The sequence below is a fragment of the Paenibacillus sp. RC21 genome (genome assembly GCF_044907935.1).
GTDB lineage: Bacteria > Bacillota > Bacilli > Paenibacillales > Paenibacillaceae > Paenibacillus > Paenibacillus terrae_A.
The window spans coordinates 218432-244092 of sequence record NZ_JBIYCS010000005.1; the positions used below are offsets into that span (position 1 = coordinate 218432).

Below are 25661 nucleotides of genomic sequence, written 5' to 3' on the forward strand. Positions count from 1 at the left end.
CACTTATCGACAGCTATCCAGCAATTTTTTATAGCCGAATCACAAAAAATGTGAATAATGTCCTATTCCATTGCTTTCCATCGAATTCAAATGGGTTACTTTTGATGTATAGCAGGACTTTAGTCTTTATTTTCCAATATACCATACTTCACCGTGTTCTGCTTCGATTCATTGCCCTTCCCGCTCGAATAACCTATAATTTAATGAAATAAGCATAACGATGGTTTTACATATGCACATGTGGATTTGTGAAAAATCCTCAGGCTGTGCTGCTGCGACAGAATTAAGAAAAGAGAGGAGGAACTTCATGAACATCAGTCAACTTGAAACACTTATCATGATTTCCAAAACGATGAGCTTCCGCAAAGCCGGAGAACTTCTCAATTTGACGCAGCCGGCGGTATCCGCCCAAATCAAAAGTCTGGAGGACGAGTTCAAGACCATTCTGATCGACCGCAACCAACCCGTCACCCTGACCGACCGAGGGGCTGTTTTTTTGGAACATGCAGAGCGGATCTTGAGTGTTGTCGAGGAACTACGACAAAAATTGTACGATCTGAACGAAACGCCGCAGGGTCATATTGCGCTGGGCACTACGACGTCCATCGCCATTCAAATTTTACCACGTGTACTTTCCTACTTTCAGGATCAATTCCCGCTCATCAAAACCTCCATTCAATCCATGGCTTCCTCCATGATTTATCAACAGGTGGAAAACGGGCTTATTGATGTTGGCATCGGTTACTTGATCGAACGTAATCCAAATTTGAGCACTTCGATTTTGTATTACGATTCCTTTGAGCTTGTCGTATCGCCCACTCATCCGCTGGCCTCCCAACCGCATGCTACCATTGAAGCCCTTCGGGAAATTCCACTTATTCTGCTCTCACCCGATACGGTAGGACGAAAATTCGTGGACGATGTATTTAAAAAACACCAAATTGTGCCTCATGTCGTGATCGAATTGTCCAGCAGCGAGGAAGTCAAACGGATGGTCGAGATCAATCTGGGCGCTGCCATTATATCCAGGCTGTCGGTCACTCCCGAGCTACGTGCGGGTACATTGAAAATGATCCAGATTACCGAGCTGGAGGTTAGCCATCCGGTGGGAGTCATTTATAAATCCGGCCGATATCTGAACTCCGCTATGCAGCAGTTTCTAAGCGATCTAAAGGGTATGCCGGAAACCAATTTTATCAGTTCTGAATAGCGCACTCCGCTAGAAACACCATACGAAATACAAACCTTAAATACGAGAGGACGACATCCTATGAAATTTGATCTGCACACCCATCATTTCCGCTGCGGTCATGCAGACGGCAATATTCGGGACTATATCGAAGCAGGCATTCAGTCCGGTTTACAGGCAATTGGTATTTCAGACCACTCCCCCTTCTTATGCAGCGAGCAGGATCAGGCTTTTCCGAAAATTTATATGGCGAAATCACAGCTTGCCGAGTACGTAGAAGAGGTACAGCAGCTACAGAAGGAATACGAAGGCCGTATTGACGTGCTGCTCGGATTGGAAACAGATTATTTTCCTGATTTTGCAGAACTGTACCGTTCCACCCTGGCCCCTTATCCGTTCGACTACCTCATTGGGTCGATCCACAACGTTGAGGGAGACAGCATTTTTAATCGTAGCCGTTGGAATGACGTAAGTGATGCACGCAAAATCGAGGTCAAACAAGCTTACTATGCACTCATTCAGGAATCTGCGCGGAGCGGTATGTTTCAGATTTTGGGTCATATCGACGCGATGAAGGGGAATTTCCCGGCTTTCTCAGATATTCCTGCCGATGAAGCGATTGATGAAACCTTGAAAGTGATTGCAGAATCCGATGTTGCCATTGAAATTAACACATCAGGCAAAACCAAGCTCAGTGGCGGATGGTACCCGTCCGTTCCTATTTTAGAAAGAGCGCATCATTTTGGCGTAGAGGTCACTTTTGGTTCAGATGCCCATAAACCTGCTCGGGTAGGCGATGATTGGGACGAAGTGAAGGCGATGCTGAAGGATATTGGCTTCCGCGAATGGGTTTATTTTAAACAAAAACGTAAAATTTCGGTGCCGCTTTAAAATTTGTTTAGGGTGGGAATTGCCGCTTCGCTGCCAACCACCTTAAACCGCACGGCTCCATTATTTTAAATATTATTTACATTTTACGACATCTATGTGTGAGGAGAATTACATATGTATCTGGAAGACCCGATGGACAAGATCAAAAAGCTAAAGCACGATATCACGCGTTTTATGCTGATCTATAAATTTGCACTCGACGAAATGGAAACCAAGATTGAAATACTAAAGCAGGAATTTCAGGCGTTGCACGATTATAGCCCTATTGAGCATACCAAATCGCGCCTCAAATCCCCTGAGAGCATCATGAACAAAATGCTTCGTAAAAATAGTGAGCTTTCCCTTGCTGCCGTCAAGGATAACATTAAGGATATCGCGGGACTACGCATTACCTGCTCTTTTATTTCGGACATTTATGATGTAAGTGACATGTTACAGAGACAAAGTGATTTGAAGGTGCTGGAGGTCAAGGATTACATCAAAAATCCCAAACCAAACGGTTACCAAAGTCTGCATCTGTTGATCCAGGTTCCTGTATTCATGTCCGACTGCCAGGAGCTGGTCTGCGTAGAGGTACAAATTCGGACGATTGCGATGGATTTCTGGGCCAGTCTGGAGCATAAAATCTTTTATAAATACAACCAGTCCGTTCCTGAAAGCCTGACACGCGAATTAAAAAATGCGGCAGATTCAGCCAATGCGCTTGACCTCCAAATGGAACGTCTCCACCGTGAAATTAAAGAGATTAAAGACGCCCAAGGTGAAGAAGACTCTATTGAAGAGATTCGGAAGATTATCATTAATAATCAGCAATTTTCGGTGCCAGCCAACTTTTTGAAGCTGCTCGGAGAGTAATTGGACAGGCTTCGTTAGTGATTTCATCGCTACGCGAATGATTTGATCTTACGATCGCTGTTGCAACGGGATTCTCAGGTTTGTATAAGCCCTTTAAAGGATAGAATCCCATTGCAAAGGCGAACGCTTACGCATATTCGACACCTCTATAAAATTGATTATCAATAAGCATCTGTAGGCTGATCCAATCACCTCCAAGTGTCTTTAGAAACAGTTTGCCGTTAATTAATCTTCCCGTTCTGTACATACGCACTCCTCCTCAGTAAACAGTTAATAACCGGATACATATCGGTCGACTTCGTCCTCAGCCCTCTCAATCACTTGAATCAAAGTTATTTCAGGTTCCTCCTGTTTATATTGAATAGCCTTCTCACACGTACCTCCTACCCCTGCCCACTCCCAATACAGATGGATGTCTACGGACTCCAGAAAATATACAGATAAGGCTTCAATAGGATTTGCAACATACAAGTCCATAAATTCCTCGTCTGTAAGCTGATGATACCGAAGATATTCACCCTTCATATTGCAGAGTAGATTAAAAGTGTCTTGTTCGTTAATATAAATAGAACGGGCAATGAATTCATTGCGCCTTTCAACCGAGTTCAGTATGATTTGCATAGCGTTACGGATGTGCTCATCTTCGGGGCTGATATGAAACATTTGAATGAGATCGTTCGTGCTCAATTTGGGGTTAAACGGGGCTGGCTTTATGATTCGTGTCCACATATCAGTCTTTCCTGTCTCAAACACTTCAATAGCGTCCGAGACATTATAGCCAATCGTTTGCCATTTACGGTTCAGAGCATCAGTGATGTGATAATAATGTATCTCTTGGTCATCGCTCCCCACTTCTTGCGGCCAAACTGGTTCCATGCGAACAATGTCCAGAATGTGCTGTTTGTTGAGTTTGTTTCCTAGTGTAGTCATATGTATTTCCCCCGGTTCTTTTTGGTAAAATGGCAATAGTAAAGCCAAGGATATGATGCATATCCCCTTGTTAAGATAAATAGTATGTAAATCATTATTATACGTTCCTTAGTATATACTTTGGATAGTATAATGTCAACGGAGGTTTTAGATTTGCTGAAGGTTAAATTAAAGCTACATATTGTCATGAAAAATAAAGGGATCACTCAGACAAAGCTGTCTCAATTAACAGGAATCCGCCAAGCCACGATTTCTGACATGTGTCGTAATGCAAGACAAGAAATTAGCTTTCCCGTAATCGAAAAAATTGCTCATGCTTTGAATATTACGGATTTATCAGAATTAATCCAGTTAGAAGAAGAAAACTAATTGCTCTCAATTCAAGTTAGGAGATAAATCTAAGATGGAACTGATCATAAAACTTAAAGACGTTATGAAAGAAAGAGGCATCACTCAGTTACAATTAGCAAAAATGGCAAATGTCCGGCAAGCTGCAGTATCGGAATTATGCAGAAATGCTCGGGAAGAAGTGAATTTAGCTATGCTAACAAGGATCGCCATCGCTTTAGATATTAAGGACATATCAGAATTAATGCAATTCGATGAGACTGAGTAGAGAAATTATACAGGGATAACTGGAAGGATTAAATAAACTCCATGTGTGATGTAATTGAAGAAGCAGGCGTGTTATTAAATCAATTAAATTACTACTTTAGGATTATTCAAACTCAAATTGCAACGAGCAAGCCTAAAATGGCATTGCTCGACATTGAAGCATGAGAATCTTTTTCGGGATACTACTCAACACATTTCTTAATTGCAAGCATAGCTCTGATCTTTTACAAATCTCTTCCAGATCCACTCCCGTCATGCCCTCCGTTACTTGAGCAAAAATAGAAAACGAAACATACTCATCAGGCGCCACCAAGTATCATATTTCGGTAAAGTTAGTGAAAAATAAGTAAACACATCCAGATCTAAACAAGGATACTTTCTTCCTTTTTACTACATGTGTCGAGACGATAAAAAGGGATATATTCCTTTTTATTATATATATTACCTACACTATCAAAAGCCACTCTTTCTCACAACACCCCTTTTTCCAGATGATGCCCGTTCTCCCTTCACTTCACTTCTATTGATCCCACTGATTCCATATGAGCCTGTATTAATTTACCGGAATCCATGATCACGATTAAATCAGCCATGTTCTTGACTTTGAAAGGCAATTGCCCAAAATTACTATCAGCTTTCTACATTCCATTATTTAACATAGTAAATACACCAATAAATGGCTCATTCTGTAAACTAAATCTCTCTTTTAACCGATAAATACATATGCTGGACTGTTTAATAAATATCACCTCTTACCCTTTTGTACCTTGAATGAAAGCTTACTCGGAACATCTGTATCCGAATAAGAACGTTTTGTACCCAACAAACTCAGTGATACATATGGGTCTTAACTCAAAGTTGTATCCATCCATTTCTTCTATTCGTCAGACCCGAATTAAAAATGCTGCACTTTACTTTTGTAATCAGCCATCACATCTTAGAAAGGAGTCATGAACTCACTTGAGCGTATTGTCAGATGGAATCGGATATGAAAGCCTACGCTTTTATGGTCCCTTTCAGCCACAACATATTGAACAACTTCAAATAACACGTGCCATCAACGATCATACCTTTTTACATATCAGTGGTATGCTCTCCGAAGAACAGGGAGCCGCATGCATCGGACAAAATATGGAGCAAGAGCCGATTGTGATTCGTCAATTGGATGATCAGGGACAATCGCTGAGAAGACTGTTCCACGGGATCGTTACGCAAATGTCTGTGAATTGCACACGTGGAGTATATACCTTTGAACTGAAGGCTGCTTCCCATTCGTATCAGATGGATATCAAGCTGAAAAAACGTTCCTATCAGGATATTCACCGTACCTATGATGATCTGGTCACCGCGATGGTTCGAAAGTATCAGTATGGGGAGACGCCATTGATACCGTAACTAATTATGCCAAACTGGATACTTTTGTTTTACAATATGAGGAGACGGATTGGGCTTTTTTAAAGCGTCTTGCTTCCCGCTTTGGCTCCGTACTTGTGCCAGAGGTAACCGCAGCCTCACCCAAGGTTTTCTTCGGGATGCCAGAAGGCAAACAGCACAAAGTGGAACGGGATGTGTTTTATCGGGTACGGAAAACGTTTCATGAGCTGGATGCAGAAAAGCCCGGAGAACAACGTGCTGGCTCGTATGTCACCTATACAATTGAAAGTCTGCAATACTATGCGCTAGGAGATCTCATCACGTTACCCATCGGACAAGGCAAAGAGTTGGTCGTGGTTCGGGCAGTGACAACGTTAGCGGATGGATTACTGCGTACTCGTTATGATCTCCAAGCGGAACAGAATATTCGCTATGCCCGGTATGAAAACGATCAGGCCACCGGGATTTCGCTGACAGGAACGGTGCTCAAGATACAGCAGGATTTCGTACAGCTTCAACTCGACATCGACCCGAAGCAAGACCCTGCCAAAGCCTGCTGGTTTCCCGTGGCGACTCGATATGTGGCCGAAGAACATAGCGGTTGGTACGATATGCCTGAGATCGGGGAACAAGTAGAACTGTATCTGCCTACACACCGCGAACAGGATGCCTATGTAACGGATTCCCTCCGACAACAACGCCACGCTCATGGACAGCCGAATGTGAAGGCTTGGCAACATGTGCAAGGTAGCGGCGTAGAAATGTCTGAGCAAGAACTGACCCTTTCCACCTCGTATGGATTTTCAATTACACTAAATGAAGATGGTGGCATCACCATCAACAGTCCGGGGGATGTACAGATTCAGGGTGGTCATGTGAAGCTGGATGCAGGTGAGGAACTGTCGTTAGAAGCTGGAACAGCCCTTTATCTAAAAGGTGGAGCCAGCAGCATGGTGCTGGATGGTGAGACGGATACCCATGCTCCAGTGATATATCAGGAAGGTACAGTGAAAGCTCCTGTTTTCGTAGCTGACCTCCCTCCTGTCCCTGAACCGCCGTTAATGAGCATCAAAGCATATGAGGCCGCACAAACCGTAACAGCCAAGAGCAGCCAAGCCCCTACTCCTAAAGCAAAAGTTACGACTCCAGCAGCGCTTCAACAGGCCAATGCTTTGTTGGGTATGGTATCCAAGCTATTAGGCTCCATTCCCATAGTTGGGAACGTAGCCAGTGTAATGTTGAATACTGTTGGTGGGCCAGCAGGTAAAGTGGCGGCAACGGTGTTACAAGCAACTGGAGCCATCCCTATTCGTAGTAAAGGAACTCCTACAGTTGGAGGAAGCGGTAAAGGAAGCGGAGTTCATCCGTTGAAATATTTGGCTGGTTTAGCCCTTGAGGGACTGATTAGTCATTATGAGCATGAGCAAGCTAAACAAGCTTACTATAGCAAGTGGATTTTAGGAAAAGCATATACGAGTGCGCGTCATGTAGCGAATTCTGGAGGCCCACTGGAGCTGGTTCAGAACCTGCTGAAAGAGTCGAATGCTATGGCTCATGCCTATCAGCAGATTCCTGTGGAATTGAGACAACGCTGGAGAGCAAATTATGACAGCTACATGGCACAACAACCGAAACCACAAGTTGAGGAGCCTAAGTCCTTGTGGGATCGTTATCTAGATCATACGGGTAATGGTGAGATGGTAAAAGGCCAAATAGCCATGGAGCAGGCACATGCATCTAAAAAATCAGCAAACAGCCTAGTTGAATTATACAAAGGCATAGAGCAGGCTAATAACGTAAGGTACCAAAATCAAGGAAACTCCATTGGTGAATTTTTAGATTATTGGTCATTTGGTATACCTAAAGGATTGTATCAAGCCTATATGGAGCGTGCACGTAATCAAGGTAACTCTGGTAGTGACGCTATCAATTTTGGTACATTTGGAATAACAGAGGCTATACGTGGAGCTGTGACACCTGAAGATCCTTTGTCACCAGACCATTGGTCCAATATCATTAGTGTAGCAGCGATCGTTGAGGGAGCCGGTTCATTTTTCAAGCCGAAAACCATACTAAATTCACCAGTTAAAGAACCTGTTCATCCAGGCCCTAAAATCATAAATGAAAAAACAGAGTCACCCCAACTCTCAAATCTGAAGCCTAATAAAGAGATAGAGATTGAGGGAGTGGGGAAAATTACTAATGTTGGTCGCATAGTTAAGGATGGAAATAAGACGAAATATACAAACCCTGCTGGTAATGAATTAACTTGGGTTGACCAACATCCGAAAAATATTAATCGGGATATTGATAATGCTCTAGATAGTTCAAACGTTGGTAAAGCAACTGAGGCAAAGGTTGCAGATTTTGTAAGAAAAGAAAAAGAAGTAACAGGGTTTGGACAGAAAGTTTTAAAAGATAATGGTGAAGCTGCTGGTGACTTAGATGTAGTTACAAAAGATGCGATTATCGAAGTCAAAGCATCAATTAAAGCGGTAAAGGACGACCAATTTAATAAGTTGACTCATACAAACCAGGACTATTTCTTTAATCCCGATAAGAAAAATGTTATTTTGTATATTGATAAACCTATGACTAATCTAGGACCTGAACACAAAATAATGCTAGAAAACATTAAATCTAAAGGAGTTACTATTGTTAACTCATTAGATGAGTTGAAGGAGGTTTTAAAGTAGAATGGGAACGTCAGCCTATATATTAATGAGTAAAAAAAAATATTCGCCTGAGCGACTTTTAGCTGATTCAATTATTTCTACTTTTCATGCAGATGTGATGCTGAACTTTCATAACAGTAAAAATTTTGGAAATAATGGACAACTTCTTTCTACAACATTGAATATCAATGATAGAATGGTACGAGAAAATAATTATTCGTTTATTTTTTATGTGGATTCAACGGATAACCCAAATCTTAATTTTTACTATAACGAAGATGTAGGCCTAGATTCTAATAATAAACTATACCAAGTAGGATGTATTGAGGATGTTTATGGTGTTGAAGCGTTAGTATTCCGGTTCATTTATGAATACCTCAAATTAAACTCAGATGATTATTTCTGGGTTGCAGATTATGATTGGGTTTACAGTTGGGAGGATATGCAGAAATTAAAATCCCAACCCTATGACCCAGACTGGTGTTATAAAAATCCAAAACTAATTTTCTAATGGTCAAAAAAATGTGAGTTTTAAAAAAACAAAGAATCATTCAATACAACCAACCATACTCTAAAAAACTTGACAAGAACACTTGAGAAGCTTTCAAAAGCTTATTCCAAACTTGAACCTTAAGTGAGGAATGAGCTTTTTGGCATGCCCAAGCTCAAAGGAGGAAGAAATAACCTCAATACTCTAAAACAATAACTTGCCATCCCTCCCCATCAGAGTTAACATACACACACTTCAACAACGGGAGGGGAAATGCGCTATGTCAAAATGGCCAGATTGGTTTCAAGAAGCATTACGCCAACGTTTTTATCAGTTGGAATTAGCCAGTGAGCAACAATCTTCTTGTTCATCAGAAGATGAGTATCTATTCACCAAAATGGATCAATTCAAGATTAACCAAGACGAGGATATCCAACATCTGTTATCTGAATGAGAAGAAGCCATAGGCTATCAACTAAGTCAGGAAACGCAAGCTGGAGGATGGAGACATCGACCATCTTATTTTTTTCATGCGGAACCCTTTCTTGTACTATTATTATAGAAAAATAATCCTTTCATCGTTCCGTTTCCTTTGAGAACATTATTCCGTCTACCTTAATAAAACCAATCCCTTAAGGAGTGATTCATGAATGAGAAAGATACTTGTATTAGGTGGAACGCGCTTTTTTGGCAAAAGGCTGGTGGAACGTCTGGTGGAGGATTCCGAGAACAACGTTACGATCCTCACGAGAGGTCAAACAAGCGATTCGTTCGGTGAGAGCGTTCAGCGGATTATTGCAGATCGTAACGATGCGGAAGCGTTGGCTGAGGCGGTAGGTGAGCAGGTTTGGGATGTTGTCTACGATAATATTTGCTTTTCTCCAGATGAAGCCAGAGAAGCGTGCCGCATTTTTGATGCTAAAGCCAAACGGTATATTCTGACCTCCAGCTTATCCGTCTACGATCCAGGTCCAGAAGTGCTGACCGAGAGTATCTTCGATCCTCAGGCTTACCCGGTTCGCAAAGGCAGACAGGGCGATTTTACATATCAGGAGGCTAAACGGCAGGCAGAAGCGGTTTTCATGCAACAAGCTACGTTCCCGGTTGCCGCTGTTCGTTTTCCGATTGTATTAGGAACAGATGATTATACGAGAAGACTTCATTTTCATATTGAGCATGTTCGTGATGGAATAAAAATAGGCATACCGAATCCGGCAGCGCACATCTCGTTTATCCGTTCTGATGAAGCCGCAGATTTTCTGCTTTGGCTTGGTCAATCTCATTTGACAGGACCCGTAAATGCTTGCTCCGACGGTACTGTGAAGATTGGAGAACTCATTTCCACCATTGAGCAGGTAACTGGAAAACAAGCCGTGATTCAAGAAAAAACAACGGACGAGCATATGTCTCCATTCGGTATTACACAATCGTGGTACATGGATACAACTAAAGCCCGATCAGAGGGGTACTCCTTTCTTTCCCTGACCGAATGGCTTCCTGAGCTGATAAGCGACCTGAACTGTACCTATGAATCATAGTAGTAACTTGTAAATCGCACGTAGCTACAATAAAAACAAGACAAAAAAAGAGGACCCGAAGCTTCGGGTCCCAGCAACATATATTATTCAAAAGGGGGTCATGTCTGTATTGTACCCGTCCTGTGTTAGAGTTAGTTTGCAGTTATATTTCATCTCTGTAACAAAGTATTCCTTTTCCATTTCTATGCATAATCCCCTTGGGTAATCGAGAACACCAATACACTCGGCACTTCTCCTGAATGATCATAGGCACTGATTGTGCGCAGCTGGCGCATCTTATTTTTGATCAGCACACGCACAGAAGCCTGATTATCCTCTTGGCAACGACCCTCGATCCGCTTGAGCTTTAAAGCACCAAAACCAAATCTCAGCATTTCCTCCACGACCTCTGTAGCCAGCCCTTGTCCCCAGAAAGGACGGTCCAAAATATAGCCTAGCTGCGCCTCCCCTGCTTTTTCATTCCATTGCTGGAATGAAGCGATACCGAGCAGCGGCGAGTGGCTGCGTTCATTGAGTTCATTAAGTTCGCCAGGTTCGTTGTTTGCTGCTGTATTTCCCCCCTGCCATTCCACCGCAAAATGCAGGGAATCCAGGGAATCCGCAGCTACTCTGATTTGCGCTACCAGACGCCGCATCCGCGCATCGGCTGGCTTGCGAATCCGGTTCACATACCGGATAACCAATGGATCGGACAGCATCCGTTCCAGCGCGGGGTAATCCCTTGCTTGTAGCTGGCGCAACCGGACACGGTCGGTATAAAGCTCCGGTAGCCCTGACCCTGAACGAAGCATTTCTCTGGTCAGCACAATGATCCCTCCTGCGGATGGATTGGCTTTTTGCAGCGAATAGGTTGCACACTCAATCCAGGTCCTGAATTCCCCGGTAAATGCCTGTGCGCAACTCACGGATATAATACGGCAAAGAAGGTACGTCTGCTTCCTCAGCCTGTCTCACCGCCAGCTCAATATCATAAGGCACACGTACAAACTGGATAGAAAAAGGGGTAGGACTCTCTTCTCCCATGTTCCCCTCCAAAATGCAGTAGGAAGCCTGAGTTACATCCAGCGGATTGCCAACACTGCCGACATTAAAAAGCGTTTTGCCCTGAAAATGCTGTATAAAGGCATTATGCACATCTCCATACCCCACGACATCCGGGGCAAAAGCAACTTCTCCACTTTCCTCGGCCAACGGGTCGAACATGGCGAGTCTTTTCTCCGGCTCATCCCATGGCTGCACGCGATGATATACACTTTGCGGCGAAGCATGCACCAGACGGATACGACGTCCACTCATCCTGAAATCATGATGAAACGGTAGCTCTGCCAAATACTGTAGCCGTTCTGTGCCCAGGCGCTCGGCTTGCCAGCTAAAATTGAGATCATCCGTAATGCTAACCAGCTCATCCCAATTGCCACGCACCACCACCTCGCAATGTTGACGGACAGCCTCCAGAACCTCGCACGGGCTAGGCCCTTTGCCGATCAGATCGCCCAAACAAAACACACGACTAATCCCTCGGGAAGCAATATCCTCCAGCACCGCCTCGCAGGCAGGCCAGTTGCCATGTATATCTGAAATGACAGCAATACGATCCATCTGAATATCACTCCTTTGTCCGAAACAGCTACATACTACACTAAACCCTTTTTATGTGAGGATTTTAAATAATCCTGATAGTAGTTACAAGCCGATGCTGATGAAGGTAAACATATAATAGCCTATTGACCGGATTTCAGTGTAATGACACTCAGCTCCGGCCTGCACAGCACACGAATCGGCAGCTTGGTCATACCAATGCCTCTGCTGACATACAGCGGCATTCTGTCGGTCCCTACATGAAATAATCCCTGAATGTACTTGCGTCCACCCGGAGGCGGCATCGGCGCTCCCATGACAGGCAAGCGCACCTGTCCTCCATGCGTATGCCCCGACAGCTGAAGATCAAAGGACATTCTCGCCGCCACATCCGCATAATCCGGCTCATGCATAAGCAGAAGCTTGCACATCTCATCAGGTAGTCCGTGGATGGCACGCCGTGGATTGGGTTTGCCCATAATGTCATCCTCTAAACCGACAATCGCCATTCGCTGTCCTGCTCGCTCCACAATCACGTGTTCATTTCTCAGCAACGTAAACCCGGTTTTCGGATATAGCTCCTGTACCCCGGCTGGTAAACCTCTATAATCGTGATTGCCGAGAATGGCGAATTTGCCGAGTGTGGCGTGCATAGAGGCCATGACCGGAACAGCAGCTTTCATAGATACGGCATAATCATCCACAATATCACCTGTAAAACAAAGCAAATCCGGCTCCAGTCCTGCAATCCGATCCGCAAGCTCCCGCAGGTCCTGCTCATCCATGTGAAAGCCCAAATGTACATCACTAAAATGCACCACCCTGATGCCGTCAAAAGCCAACGGCAGACGGGGCAAAGCTAGTGTGAAACGTGTAATCTCCAAATGATTAGGCTCCCATAAGGAAGCGTATCCTCCAGTAAAAAGCGCGGTTCCGGCTGTCGCTAAAGCGGCTTTTTTCAAAAAACGGCGGCGCGAAGGATTGGCTGGCTCATTTGAAATGGAACGCCGCGAAGAACCGGGAGGGATAGCTGCCTCATCGTGTGAGCCATCCTGACTCTCGCGGCGGGTTTGCGGCGTCTTCTCCATATGCGTGCCCCCTTGCTATCTATTCAACTATTGTACAGTTCAGATATCTCATGATTCAAATGTTCAAATATCTCACGCTTTTAGCCCTCTAGCGGTTGGTGGCTAACCATCGTTCTGCATAGTCTACCAAATCGCGCTGCCTCGCTAAAAAACAGAAGGCCTCTCCAATGTTGACCCGTGTAAAGCACGCAGGGCAATCCCGTTCAAAGTCATGGCCCAGCTGCTCAAAATCATCTGAGGTAATATTAAAATCCTGAAAAGTGACCCATGCTCTCTCCCCGTCCACCATCATCGGGGCCTGATGGGTCGATTCTTCACGTCCATTGTACGCCGTGCGGTATTCCGCCAAATGAAAGGACGTGTTGCTCTCATGTCCGCAGCCCAGCAACAGCACGAAGGCGTCTGCCTCATATAGCTTCGCCAGTGGCGAATGTTCACCCAGCCCGAAATCAGGCTCATGCCCTTCCAGCAAGTGTGAAGCCGCAGGTCCACGGGCCGCAAACGAAACATGCGGGTGTCCGCTGCGCAATGTTCCCGGCAGGCCACGGAACGTTTCCACAATGACACCCATCCCCCCGGTCAGTGTCCAGGCCGGATCATAGACGGGCATTTCCTCGCGTACAAGATCCCACCATGACTCATCCAGAGGCGGGTTCATCCATGTCGACGGATCGGTCAGATCATGGGATTGCGTCGGCGTGACCAGCGTCCCTTCCGGACCAATGGCTTCGGTTAACGATGCAAGAATGGCAGAGGCCCCGCCCGGAACAAAACTGCCGAAGCTGCGCATCGACGAGTGCACAAGCAGCGTCATGCCTTTTTGAACTCCCAGCTCCTTTAATCCCTTCAACACATCCGACCCGGTAACAGGCCGTCGCGTCATCGGTTGTACAGCCACCTGTCCAGCCTCCTTTTCTCCAAAAACGATACACAATACCATAATTATACCATAACTGCTGCCCCACTCTCCTCCCTCCACGATAACTCCGATCTGTCCTGAGCACAAAAAACAGGCTTTCTCCGGTTCAGGGAAAAAGCCTGTTTTTGTATAAAGCATTCACTGACGAGTGCTATACGGTCAACCAGCGCTTGAACATATGCTTGGTCGTTTGCTTGTTCATTTCGGCAATGGAGGTTGTCAACGGAATGCCCTTCGGGCAGGAACGTACGCAGTTTTGCGAGTTACCGCAGCCCTCCAGCCCGTCGTCCGTCATCAACGCATCCAGCCGCTCCTCCTGATTCATTTCCCCAGTTGGATGACTATTGAACAGACGAACCTGAGATATCGCCGCAGGTCCAATGAATGTCGTTTTCTCGTTAACATTCGGGCAAGCTTCCAGGCAGACACCGCAAGTCATGCACTTGGACAGCTCATACGCCCATTGACGCTTCTTCTCTGCCATTCTGGGGCCTGGGCCCAGATCGTAGGTGCCGTCAATTGGAATCCATGCTTTGACCTTCTTGAGCGCGTTAAACATCCGGCTGCGGTCGATGACCAAATCCCGCACAACCGGAAACGTGCTCATCGGCGCGATGGTAATCGGCTGCTCCAGCTTATCCACAAGCGCGGCACAGGCCTGACGCGGCTTGCCGTTAATCACCATGGAGCAGGCTCCGCACACTTCCTCCAGGCAGTTCGACTCCCAGCATACCGGGGCTGTCTCTTTACCATGGCTGTCCACCGGGTTACGCTGAATCTCCATCAACGCACTGATTACATTCATCCCCGGTCGATAAGCCAACTCAAATTCTTCCGTATATGGATTCGCATTAGGTTCATCCTGACGGGTCACAACGAACTTCACGGTTTTATCCGATTTCACTGCTTGCTCCGACATCTAATACACTCCCTTCTGTATCTTCCTTTTACTTGTTCTTGGAGTAATCCCGAATACGCGGCTTGATCAACGAAACATCTACCGCTTCATACGAGATTTGCGGTCCTTCCGGTGTCCAGTCCGCAATCGTCGTTTTCAGGAAATCCTCATCGTTACGGTCCGGGAAGTCAGGTTTGTAGTGGGCTCCACGGCTTTCGTTACGCAGCAGCGCTCCTTTAGTCATCGCTTCGGCCAGCTCCATCATATTCCACAGCTGACGTGTGAACGCCGCACCCGCATTGTTCCAGCGCGAAGCATCATTAATGTTAATGTTGGAATAACGCTCCTTCAGCTCCTTAATCTTGTGGATCGTAGCTTCCAGCTTGTCATTATAACGAACCACGGTCATGTTATTCGTCATCCACTCGCCCAGTTCTTTATGAAGGACATAGGCATTTTCTTTCCCGTCCATATGCAAAATACGCTCATACTTCTCTGTCTGCTGGTTGACCGCCGCATCGAACACGGAGGAAGCTACATCCTGCGCGGATTTTTTCAAGCCTTTAATGTATTCCACAGCCTTTGGTCCAGCCACCATCCCGCCATAAATGGCTGACAGCAGCGAGTTGGCACCCAAACGGTTCGCTCCGTGATACTGGAATTCACATTCCCCGGCGGCAAACAGTCCCGGAATATTCGTCATCTGATTGTAATCGACCCACATGCCGCCCATCGAATAATGCACAGCCGGGAAGATTTTCATCGGTATTTTACGCGGATCGTCACCGACGAATTTTTCATAAATTTCAATAATACCGCCCAGCTTCACGTCCAGCTCTTTCGGGTCCTTGTGGGACAGATCAAGGTACACCATGTTCTCGCCATTAATGCCGAGCCCATCATCGACACATACACTGAATATTTCACGTGTCGCAATATCACGAGGGACCAGATTTCCATAAGCCGGATACTTTTCTTCGAGGAAATACCACGGCTTGCCGTCCTTGTATGTCCAGATACGGCCGCCCTCTCCCCGTGCCGACTCAGACATCAGACGCAGCTTGTCATCCCCAGGAATAGCCGTCGGATGAATCTGGATAAACTCGCCGTTGGCATAGCGTACGCCCTGCTGATATACCGCCCCGGCAGCCGTACCGGTATTGATCACGGAATTCGTGGTTTTACCGAAAATAATGCCAGGTCCGCCCGATGCCAAAATAACTGCATCCGCTGCAAAAGTCTTCACTTCCATCGTGCGCAAATCCTGCGCACAGATGCCGCGACAGATACTCTCATCATCTAGTACAGCCTGTAAAAACTCCCAGTTTTCATACTTGGTCACCAAGCCTTCGGATTCCCAGCGCCGTACCTGTTCATCAAGTGCGTACAAAAGCTGCTGCCCTGTCGTCGCTCCAGCAAAGGCGGTCCGATGATGCTGCGTACCCCCGAAGCGGCGGAAATCCAGCAGTCCTTCCGGTGTCCGGTTAAACATGACACCCATACGGTCCATGAGATGGATAATTCCCGGAGCCGCTTCGCACATCGCTTTTACCGGAGGCTGGTTTGCCAGAAAGTCCCCGCCATAGACCGAATCGTCAAAGTGAATCCAGGGTGAGTCACCTTCACCCTTCGTATTCACCGCGCCGTTGATGCCGCCTTGAGCACAAACGGAATGGGACCTTTTGACCGGAACCAAAGAAAATAAATGAACGTGAACTCCTACCTCTGCCGCCTTGATCGTAGCCATTAGACCCGCAAGACCGCCGCCCACGACAATGATGTTGGATGCTGCCATTTCTGCTCACTCCTTTTTTTCAGGATTTTAGCCAAATCCCCTTTTACCATAAGAAATAGAATCTGCAAACGATGTATTGCAAACACGTAAAGTGTGCATTCATTTTTTACAGTAGCTGTTGAATAGCACTGCTTTGTATCAAGGCGGTTGCCGTTTCCTGGAATTCCGCGCTGCGGAATGCCAACAGGGAAGCGATGAAGCCGATGGATACAACCACGAACAAGGTCATGCAGATATAGGAGGACACTTTTTGTGCACGCGGTCCCACCGTAATCCCCCAACTGACCATAAAAGCCCATAGTCCGTTAGCAAAGTGAAAGGATGCCGAAACAACACTGATTAAATAAAGGATAAAATAAACCGGATTCGTTACAATGCCATGCATCACGCCGCCTAGCTGCTCATGTGTTACATTACCCAGAGCCACCTGAAAACGTGTATCATATACGTGCCAGATAATGAATACGAACGTAATCACACCGGAAATGCGCTGAAACAGAAAGCGCCAGTTACGCGAATAGCCAAAATTTTTGACATTCGGATCAGCCTGGTAAGCGATATACAAGCCATAGATTCCATGGAACAGCAATGGTAAGTAAATAAATAACGTTTCAAGCACAATAACAAGCGGTAGACCATTCAGGAAGGCCACGCTGCGATTGAATCCTTCCTTGCCGCCCTCCACCGCTGTGAAGTTGGTCACCAAATGCTCTACAAAAAACAGAGCCAGCGGGATGACGCCAAGAAGCGAGTGCAGCTTTCTGGAATAAAATCCTCTCATCTAGGTAATGCTCCCTTCTCCCAATAATAGCGTTTTCAATAGTAATATAACATATGAAATGACAGTTTCCGACAGGAAATGTCCAACAAGGTGTTCCTTAAAAGGGAAAACAAAAGTGTGAACATCTTGTGTCGCTTTCATGTTACTCCTTTTCGGCTTATAATGGAATTGCAATATACGTATTAATTGTTATGTCTTTTTTGCATATAGAGAGGAAGTGGATGATTTGTTTGAGGATTTGAACGCTTTTGCTGTCATTGTCGAGCAATCCAGCCTGAATAAAGCCTCCAAGCTGCTTAATCTGTCCCAGCCGGCCCTGTCCCGCAAAATCGCCAAGCTGGAGGAAGAGATGGGTGTGAACCTCTTTGATCGGAGGGGCAAACGACTCGAAATTACGTCGACAGGCCGATTTGTATATACCTTCGCACTGGAGCAACGGCAACGGCAGCTCCGCTTTTTGCAAAAGCTGTCCCAGCACAAAAACGAAGCCCAGAGCATGCTCACACTGGGCGCGAGTCTGACGACACTCCAAACGACGCTACCTACCCTCGTTGAAGCTTTCATGAGCAAGCATCCCCAAACCGAGCTGAAACTACTCACGGGCAAAACCCATGAAATCGTCGCTTTTGTACGCGACAAAAAAGCAGACGCCGGTATTGTCGGGTCTGCCATTCATGAGGCCGGACTGCGTTGCATTCCGCTGTTTGATGATCATTTGGAGCTAGTCGTTCCGATCGGACATGAATTAACGATGAAGACGGGAACGGCCTCGATGAAAGACCTGCAAGGACTGCCAATGATTATTTTTTCCAAGGGAACCTGGTATCGCAGTCTTACAGATGACCTGTTCCAGCGCAGCGGCATCATGCCGGATATCCGTATGGAAATCGACTCGTTCGAGGCGATTGTGCGCCTGCTGCCGACCTGCAAGGCTTCCGCATTGCTGCCCAAATCCTACTTGCGCAGCGAGCTGCTTCGGGATAATGGGCTAACCGCGCTGTACTTGCCCGATCTGAAGGAGACACGACGCACCACCTCCCTTATCTACTCGGAGACAACCGATCTGGGGCCGACAGCACGGCGCTGGATCAGCGAGACACGTGCATCGTTTGCAGGCTATCGTATGGTGTAGCTGAGAACAGCTTTCCTAGTTAACGTTAACGACCTCGTCCTCGAAGCGGCCGATATTATCATTGGAGCCGATGATGACCATAATATCGTCCGCTTTTAGCCGATCCATCGCTGTTGGTGCAATCAGGATACCGTTCGCCGTATGAAGCGCGACGATGCTGCAACCAAAGCGGGTGCGGGCATTCAGCTCAGATAGCGTTTTGCCATGCAGACATGCAGGAACGTTGAGTTCTACAATACTGTATTCCTTGGACAGCTCCAAATAATCAAGCAAATTAGGCGTGACCAGTTGATGCGCGACCCGTATCCCCATATCCCGCTCGGGATAAATGACCCGGTCCACACCGAGCTTTTCCAACGCCCGTCCGTGCAGCACAGAAATCGCTTTGGCAACGACTTTGCTCACTCCCAGCTCCTTTAGCAAAATGGCAGCCAGAATGCTGACCTGAATATCAGCACCAATCGCAACAATGCCGCAATCGAAATTGCGGATGCCCAGTGATCGTAGTGAATCCTCATCTGTAGCGTCCGCCACGACGGTATGCGTCAACAGCTCACTCATACTGTCCACAACATCCTCATTCCGGTCGATGCCAAGCACCTCGCACCCCATATCTACCAATTGCAAAGCCAGGCTTGAGCCAAATCGTCCCAAACCAATAACTACAAACTGCTGCGTTTTCATATCTACTCGAAAACTCCCTTATCTGAATCAATTTCATAAATGATTGATTCATCCTATAATCATTTTGCCTTCCGGATGACGATATAATTCCTTACCCTTTTTCGGAGTCATTGCATAAGCGAGCGTGAGCGGACCCAATCTGCCCGCAAACATCGTCAGGGTAATGACCAGCTTGCCTATAACTGTCAAGTCAGGTGTAAGTCCCATGGACAATCCCACCGTCCCAAATGCAGACACCGTCTCGAATAATATCATCAGAAAATGATGATCCTCGGTTGCCGATAAAATCATCGTCACGCCAATCACAAACAGCAGCCCAAGCAGTGTAATAGTCAAAGCCTTGTAAATTCGCCCCTGCGCAAGCCGGTATTTGAACAGCACAATATCCTCCCGACCCCGCAGCATCGAAATCACGGCTCCAATGAGCAGCGCAAACGTTGTCGTCTTAATACCGCCTCCAGTAGAGCCAGGAGAAGCACCGATAAACATCAATATAACGATGAAAAACTGCGTGGCCTGTCGCAAGCCAGCGATATCTAACGTATTGGCACCTGCGGTGCGTGGTGTTACGGACTGGAATAAAGATCCCAGCAGCTTTCCACTCCAATCCAGCGAGCCCAATGTCTTCGGATTGGTAAACTCGAATACAAAGATGACGAGCGTACCGACTACAATCAGGGCAGCCGTCATACTGAGTACCACCTTGGTATGCAAGGAAAGTCTCCCGCGCTTGCGGTATTCTACCAGGTCCGACATAACCACAAAGCCGATGCCACCCGAAATAATCAGAAACATAGCTGTAAAATTAACAATAGGATCATACACATAACCTGTCAGGCTGCGAAATTGACCGAATAAATCAAAGCCTGCATTGTTAAACATGGAAATCGCATGCCAGATTCCAAAATAAATCGCCCTGCCTACGGGCATATCAAAGGACCAGCGAATCGCGAATATCGTGGCGCACACGCCCTCAATAATTAGCGAGTACAGCAACACCCTACGAATCAATCCGACAATTCCCTCAACAGAAGTCTGATTCATCGCTTCCTGCAAAATCAGGCGCTCCCGCAAGGAAATGCGGCGCTTGAACACCAGCGCAATCAAAGTAGCCATCGTCATAAAGCCGAGACCACCAATCTGGATCAGCGCAGCGATAACCACCTGACCAAAGGTGGTAAAGAAGGTACCAGTATCCTTAACGACAAGACCTGTTACACAGGTTGCGGAGGCAGCTGTAAACAAAGCATCTATAAATGCAAGCGGCTTCCCCGTTGTATTGGAAATCGGCAGCATTAACAACAAGCTGCCTATAAGAATGATAATGGCAAAGCCCGCAACAAATATCTGCGGTGGAGAAAGCCGAAGCCATCTTGCATTGGGATTCATCTATTTATCACTGCTCCTACTAGGTGAATTATGAGCATGGAGACGCTCCGGGTGCAGATTGTTCTTCCGATTGCTGTTACCCCCGGATTTTTTTCTGATTTTATAAGCCCTTTTAATGGTTAAAATCCGGTGGTAAAGGCAAACGCTGGCGCTTCTTCAGAACAATTCTGCCCCCTCCGCTACTGCCAGCTCATAAAATCACCAATCTCTTTTCAGTTTCTTTAGTCCGTTTTTTTAGCAAACAGAAAAGTATCCGCAGAGCAAGATACTTTTACCTATCAGTACTCATCACACTTCATACCTCACTACCTCATGAAACGTTTAGTGACTTTAAGGCGGGCAGCAGCGCAGCGATCCATTTGAATCTGGAGAAGCGGTAGCGCTCGCCTTTGTCTCTGAATTTTAACCTTAACAGGGCTTATCTAATCCAATAAAATTCAGAGACAACAGCGATCGGAAGATCAAATGGAGCGCGAAGCGGACTTAACTCAGCTACGTTTTAATCGCACAAAAAAAGACACCGGAAAACCGAGTGCCTGACTTGGTTCCTGCTCACAGCCTACGAGGTTAGCTGACGGATTCGGGCAGCACAGTATGCCCTATTCACACTTCCGGTCCGAGACCGGCTGTGAAATTCACCCCAGTAACATGGTTCCCCCGTTTTCCTATGGAAATTCGGCTCAAAATGTATATCGTTACCTATGTATTTCATATCCATTGCCTCAAGATTATAATCTTTATGTATGCAGAGCACAAAACCGATTTCGTCGAAATAACGTTAAATTAGCGGTAATTTGAGAATAGGCCACCTTTAATCGCAGCTTATCTTATTTTATTGAAACTTTAAAGTGCTTTCACTCCATTTTCATGAATATCGTAGGTCTGTTGGCGGGAACCTGTGCAGTATGATATCTTTAATGGATGTTCTTATTTACAGATTAAGGAGGAAACTCATGAATCCTATCGGGAAACCGGTCGTGCTCACGGCCAACTTCAAAAGATTAGGCTTGCTGGGCGCGATTGGCCTGATTTGCTTTTTTGTCTTTCAATTGCTTATTCCCTCATTTAGTAATCCGAATCCGGAGGCACTGGCGAATGCCAAGGTCATCAGCAAGCAGGAAGCAGTCATACACGCACTGGACTTCGCCCGCTCCGAGCTGAGCTATACCGAATTACGGTCTAAGGAGCCTCTGGTGACCTATCAGGCCGAAACGGACCTGTACGGTTATTTATCCAGAGAAAAGCTGCTTCAACAGTATGACCGTACATGGAAAAAAAGTTATCCTTACGAAACCTTCCGGGTCGATTTGCCGGAACCTTCTTCGAAGAGCAAGTTGCAAATTCATGTGGATTTGTCCACTGGCAAAGTCGTTAGCTTTAAACGAATTACCTCCAGCACCAGTTACACACAAGCTGATATTTCTACGGATGAGCAAGCACGTAACAGGCTTGTACGTGCAGCTGAGGGAGACATGACGCTGGATGCGAAGGAGCAGGCAGCGACAGCTTGGGTGAAGCGCTTTGGCTTTAAGCCGTCGGACTTGAAGCTCGCAACAACCGATGGCGAGGGTGGATTGAAGTATACCGTGGACGATAAGAAAATCGGTTCCTCGGTGCTTACACTGGCTTTTACTTTTGAAGACGGGGATGTTCGCTCGTTTACACAAAGCTTTTCTGCCCCATCGTCCTATACGGATTATGTCAAAAAACAAACGTACTGGGCAAACTGGATGACCTACGCGGGTTATGCCTTATTAAGCATGGTCTTGGGCATACTTGCCATCGTATACGCCTCACTCACACGACGCCACACTTCCTTTATACGCGGCATTGTTCTGTCCATTGTATATTTTGCTGCCAGTATGGCAGGAACATTTAACATGCTACCTGTACTGCAAGCGGAAGCAGGCGTACGGGGAGCGCTTATATTTCTTATGATTTTGCAAGTTGTGGTTTCCTTCGTAATGGCTGTAGCGATCTACTTCTCCTTGGTCGGCGGTGACGGGCTGATGCGCAAGGTTGGACTGAATGCATGGCCACGCGCCAAGGAGTCTGGCTATGGGCTGTATGTGCTTCGCAGTATGTATGTTGGCTACTTGTGGGCCTTTATTTTACTTGGGGTGCAATCCATTTTGTTCTTTGTACTGGAGCGCACGCTTAATACGTTCTCCACAACAGATGCCACACAGTCTCCTTATAACATGGCTTATCCATGGCTACTGCCGATTATGGCCTGGATGGCTGGTATTGGAGAGGAAGCCGTATACCGTCTGTTTGGTATTCCGATGGTGAAAAAAATAGTAAGAAATACTTTTGTTGCCTGTCTGATCACCACATTGATTTGGGCACTGGGGCACACACTGTATCCGATCTATCCGGTCATTTCCAGACCGATTGAGCTGACCTTCCTTGGATTGCTGTTCAGTTTTGTGTTCCTGCGCTACGGCTTTATTGCCGCCATGTTCAGCCACGTTATTTTTGACAGCATTCTGATGGGACTGAGTGTGATGACGCTGGGAGATAGCGTGAACCTGTTCGCAGGTATATTCTGGATCGTGCTCCCTGCCATTGTGGCCTATATCATGTACTGGTTTAGTCCAAAGAAACCAAATCGAGTCATGTTTGAGCCCATAAAAAAAGAAGAGCCGTATTCTACGACTCCTCCTCCCGAAGGGCAGCTATAATCTGACGCGCAAGCTTATCACCGATAGAGAGAGGCCGGAAGTCTTCGACGCTGGCCTCTCTTATTTTTTTAAGTGAGCCAAAATGCTTAAGCAGCAGCTTACGCCGCTTCTCGCCAATTCCCGGAATCGAGTCCAAACGAGAGGTTACCATGGATTTGCCCCGTTGCTCACGATGGAATGTAATGGCGAATCGGTGAACCTCGTCCTGAATGCGTTGCAGCAGGTAAAATTCTTCACTGTTGCGGGCCAGTGTCACGGCCTCTGGAGAATCCCCCACCAGTAGTTGAGAGGTTCTATGCTTGGTATCCTTCACCAGACCACACACAGGAATGAACAAACCCAGTTCATTCTCCAGCACATCCACAGCGGCCTTAATCTGTCCGCGTCCACCATCGACGACGATCAAATTCGGACGCTCCAGATTTTCCTTGAGCACACGTTCATATCGACGCCGAATAACCTCACGCATCGTTTCATAATCATCCGGCCCCTGCACTGAACGGATTTTATATTTACGGTATTCCTTCTTGGCAGGCTTGCCATCAATGAACACAATCATTGCCGAGACTGGATCGGAGCCCTGTATGTTGGAGTTATCAAACGCCTCCACCCGATGCAGGCTATCCAGCCCAATCGCACGCCCCAGATTGCTTGCAGCCTTGGATGTCCGTTCCTCGTCCCGCTCAATCAGCTTAAACTTCTCATCCAAAGCAACCCGTGCATTTTCCGTAGCCATACCCGTCATTTGCTTTTTCAGTCCACGCTGAGGCACCAGTACCTTTACATCCAGCCATTCAGCCAGAGCGAGTGCCGCCGTAGCTGGTTCCTCCAGCCCGCCGGACAGTTGGGCTTCTGTCTGGTCCTGCTCCGTTGCTTCTCCATAAGAAGCACGCTCTTCGGCCACCAGCAGTGCATCCGCGGAACGCTCGAACGGCTGCTCTTCATTTGCCACATCCGATAATGTCCCTGCTTCTTGTACAGCATTGTTACTGGTCTGTGCGGTTCCCTCGGTTGTTGCAGTGTGAGAAACAGCTTCCGTCACAGCCGATTGACCGACATCACCCTGTTCCGCCTGCTTCATCAGCTTCGGTGTATCCGGCAGCAATATTTCCTGCGGCACCGCCGGGTTATCACTATAATATTGCGTCACATAGGACATAAAGTCGCTGTAGGCCTCGCCATAAAAAGGAAACGTAGACATATGCCGCTCGATCATTTTACCTTTACGAACATATAGGATCTGCACACACATCCAGCCCTTGTCTACCGAAAATCCAAATACATCGCGGTCCTTCGCATCGGCTGTCGTGATCTTCTGCTTTTCCATCATCGCGTCAATGCTGATAATCTGGTCGCGTAGCTCCTTGGCACGCTCAAAGTACAGCTCCTCTGCGGCCTCCTGCATTTTGCGTTGAAGATCCTTTTTGATTTCCTCATGCCCGCCACTCAAAAAAGAACCGATCTCCTGACCAATCTGGTCATACGTTTCCTTCGCAACCTCTTTCACACAAGGGCCCAGGCATTGATGCATATGATAATAAAGGCACACTTCCTTCGGCATCACACCGCACTTGCGTAACGGATACATACGGTCCAGCAGCTTCTTCGTCTGATGTGCCGCGTAGGAATTAGGATAAGGGCCAAAATATTTTGCTTTATCTTTCAGAACGCGCCGGGTCACCTCCAGCTTGGGGTGCTCCTCGTTCGTAATTTTCAAATAAGGAAAGGTTTTGTCATCCTTCAACAGCACGTTATAGCGCGGCTGATGCTTTTTAATCAGGTTGCACTCCAGAATGAGCGCCTCCATATTACTGCCCGTAACGATATATTCAAAATCACGGATATCGGAAACCAGTCGCTGCGTCTTGCCGTTATGGCTGCCTGTAAAATAGGAACGGACCCGGTTTTTCAGCACTTTGGCCTTGCCGACATAAATGATGGTGCCCTCGCTGTTCTTCATCAAGTAACAGCCCGATGCATCTGGCAGCAACGCTAATTTGTGTCGTATGTTCTCCAGCGCCTTCTCCTGATTCCGCAAGTCCTCCGCATAAGATTCCATTCGCCCGGTTCCTCCTTCCATTCTTATAATGACTGCTCGACTACTATATAATATACAGGAATAATACACAAAAACGCCCCCGGTATTTACAACCGGA

The 25661-nt window shown here is 46.6% G+C and carries 21 protein-coding genes, 1 pseudogene and 1 riboswitch; of the genes and pseudogenes, 11 read left to right on the top strand and 11 right to left on the bottom strand.

Going from position 1 to position 25661, the window contains the following annotated elements:
* Positions 1–307: 307 nt before the first annotated feature.
* From ABIA61_RS18060 to ABIA61_RS18070, 3 genes are all read left to right on the top strand, one after another.
* Positions 308–1210: a LysR family transcriptional regulator gene (locus ABIA61_RS18060; RefSeq protein ID WP_014277800.1), complete on the top strand. Its 903-nt coding sequence runs from the start codon at positions 308–310 to the stop codon at positions 1208–1210.
* Between the two features lie 60 nt (positions 1211–1270).
* Positions 1271–2080: a histidinol-phosphatase gene (locus ABIA61_RS18065; RefSeq protein ID WP_283653146.1), complete on the top strand. Its 810-nt coding sequence runs from the start codon at positions 1271–1273 to the stop codon at positions 2078–2080.
* 114 nt (positions 2081–2194) lie between these two features.
* Positions 2195–2935, top strand: a complete 741-nt coding sequence (locus tag ABIA61_RS18070; RefSeq protein WP_283653147.1) for a GTP pyrophosphokinase — start codon at positions 2195–2197, stop codon at positions 2933–2935.
* 270 nt (positions 2936–3205) lie between these two features.
* Here ABIA61_RS18070 and ABIA61_RS18075 read toward each other — a convergent pair whose 3' ends face one another.
* The gene (locus ABIA61_RS18075; protein ID WP_283653148.1) at positions 3206–3865 is read right to left on the bottom strand and encodes a hypothetical protein; all 660 of its coding nucleotides are present in this window, start codon (positions 3863–3865) and stop codon (positions 3206–3208) included.
* 153 nt (positions 3866–4018) lie between these two features.
* Between ABIA61_RS18075 and ABIA61_RS18080 the strand changes: the two genes are divergently transcribed.
* The 6 genes and pseudogenes from ABIA61_RS18080 (at position 4019) to ABIA61_RS18105 (ending at position 10557) form a co-directional block, all read left to right on the top strand.
* Positions 4019–4234: a helix-turn-helix domain-containing protein gene (locus ABIA61_RS18080; protein WP_283653149.1), complete on the top strand. Its 216-nt coding sequence runs from the start codon at positions 4019–4021 to the stop codon at positions 4232–4234.
* Positions 4235–4268: 34 nt separating this feature from the next.
* Positions 4269–4481, top strand: a complete 213-nt coding sequence (locus ABIA61_RS18085) for a helix-turn-helix domain-containing protein (RefSeq protein ID WP_283653150.1) — start codon at positions 4269–4271, stop codon at positions 4479–4481.
* Between the two features lie 959 nt (positions 4482–5440).
* Positions 5441–8550, top strand: a pseudogene (locus ABIA61_RS18090) (contractile injection system protein, VgrG/Pvc8 family).
* Between the two features lies 1 nt (position 8551).
* A complete protein-coding gene (locus tag ABIA61_RS18095; RefSeq protein WP_283653152.1) occupies positions 8552–9040 on the top strand; it encodes a hypothetical protein in 489 nt (162 codons plus the stop codon).
* Between the two features lie 259 nt (positions 9041–9299).
* Positions 9300–9473, top strand: coding sequence for a hypothetical protein (locus ABIA61_RS18100; protein WP_283653153.1), 174 nt, complete (start codon positions 9300–9302; stop codon positions 9471–9473).
* Between the two features lie 196 nt (positions 9474–9669).
* A complete protein-coding gene (locus ABIA61_RS18105) occupies positions 9670–10557 on the top strand; it encodes an NAD-dependent epimerase/dehydratase family protein (RefSeq protein WP_404581099.1) in 888 nt (295 codons plus the stop codon).
* A gap of 182 nt (positions 10558–10739) precedes the next feature.
* Here the strand turns inward: ABIA61_RS18105 and ABIA61_RS18110 are convergent, their stop codons facing one another.
* From ABIA61_RS18110 to ABIA61_RS18140, 7 genes are all read right to left on the bottom strand, one after another.
* Complete coding sequence (locus ABIA61_RS18110; protein WP_283653155.1) at positions 10740–11363, bottom strand: GNAT family N-acetyltransferase; 624 nt, start codon at positions 11361–11363, stop codon at positions 10740–10742.
* Between the two features lie 52 nt (positions 11364–11415).
* Positions 11416–12156 carry a metallophosphoesterase family protein gene (locus ABIA61_RS18115; RefSeq protein ID WP_283653156.1) on the bottom strand — a complete coding sequence of 247 codons (741 nt, stop codon included), beginning with the start codon at positions 12154–12156 and terminating at the stop codon, positions 11416–11418.
* Positions 12157–12278: 122 nt separating this feature from the next.
* Positions 12279–13223 carry a metallophosphoesterase gene (locus ABIA61_RS18120; RefSeq protein ID WP_404581100.1) on the bottom strand — a complete coding sequence of 315 codons (945 nt, stop codon included), beginning with the start codon at positions 13221–13223 and terminating at the stop codon, positions 12279–12281.
* Positions 13224–13311: 88 nt separating this feature from the next.
* Positions 13312–14121: an AAC(3) family N-acetyltransferase gene (locus ABIA61_RS18125; protein ID WP_283653158.1), complete on the bottom strand. Its 810-nt coding sequence runs from the start codon at positions 14119–14121 to the stop codon at positions 13312–13314.
* Positions 14122–14293: 172 nt separating this feature from the next.
* A complete protein-coding gene (gene sdhB, locus ABIA61_RS18130; RefSeq protein WP_014277823.1) occupies positions 14294–15061 on the bottom strand; it encodes a succinate dehydrogenase iron-sulfur subunit in 768 nt (255 codons plus the stop codon).
* Between the two features lie 28 nt (positions 15062–15089).
* Positions 15090–16835, bottom strand: coding sequence for a succinate dehydrogenase flavoprotein subunit (sdhA, locus tag ABIA61_RS18135; protein WP_283653159.1), 1746 nt, complete (start codon positions 16833–16835; stop codon positions 15090–15092).
* 106 nt (positions 16836–16941) lie between these two features.
* Positions 16942–17616, bottom strand: coding sequence for a succinate dehydrogenase cytochrome b558 subunit (locus tag ABIA61_RS18140; protein ID WP_283653160.1), 675 nt, complete (start codon positions 17614–17616; stop codon positions 16942–16944).
* Between the two features lie 226 nt (positions 17617–17842).
* Between ABIA61_RS18140 and ABIA61_RS18145 the strand changes: the two genes are divergently transcribed.
* Positions 17843–18748 carry a LysR family transcriptional regulator gene (locus tag ABIA61_RS18145; RefSeq protein ID WP_044645479.1) on the top strand — a complete coding sequence of 302 codons (906 nt, stop codon included), beginning with the start codon at positions 17843–17845 and terminating at the stop codon, positions 18746–18748.
* 15 nt (positions 18749–18763) lie between these two features.
* Here ABIA61_RS18145 and ABIA61_RS18150 read toward each other — a convergent pair whose 3' ends face one another.
* Together ABIA61_RS18150 and ABIA61_RS18155 are read right to left on the bottom strand one after the other, a co-directional pair.
* On the bottom strand, positions 18764–19432 hold the full coding sequence (locus tag ABIA61_RS18150) for a potassium channel family protein (RefSeq protein ID WP_044645478.1): 669 nt from the start codon (positions 19430–19432) through the stop codon (positions 18764–18766).
* Between the two features lie 48 nt (positions 19433–19480).
* On the bottom strand, positions 19481–20821 hold the full coding sequence (locus ABIA61_RS18155; RefSeq protein WP_283653161.1) for a TrkH family potassium uptake protein: 1341 nt from the start codon (positions 20819–20821) through the stop codon (positions 19481–19483).
* 541 nt (positions 20822–21362) lie between these two features.
* Positions 21363–21512, bottom strand: a riboswitch (cyclic di-AMP (ydaO/yuaA leader).
* Between the two features lie 262 nt (positions 21513–21774).
* Here ABIA61_RS18155 and ABIA61_RS18160 point away from each other — a divergent pair.
* Positions 21775–23505 carry a CPBP family intramembrane glutamic endopeptidase gene (locus ABIA61_RS18160; RefSeq protein ID WP_404581101.1) on the top strand — a complete coding sequence of 577 codons (1731 nt, stop codon included), beginning with the start codon at positions 21775–21777 and terminating at the stop codon, positions 23503–23505.
* On the opposite strand, the gene uvrC is transcribed toward ABIA61_RS18160, so the two are convergent.
* The gene (uvrC, locus tag ABIA61_RS18165) at positions 23474–25564 is read right to left on the bottom strand and encodes an excinuclease ABC subunit UvrC (protein WP_283653163.1); all 2091 of its coding nucleotides are present in this window, start codon (positions 25562–25564) and stop codon (positions 23474–23476) included. The two genes, ABIA61_RS18160 and uvrC, sit on opposite strands and share 32 nt — an antisense overlap.
* Positions 25565–25661: the final 97 nt, after the last annotated feature.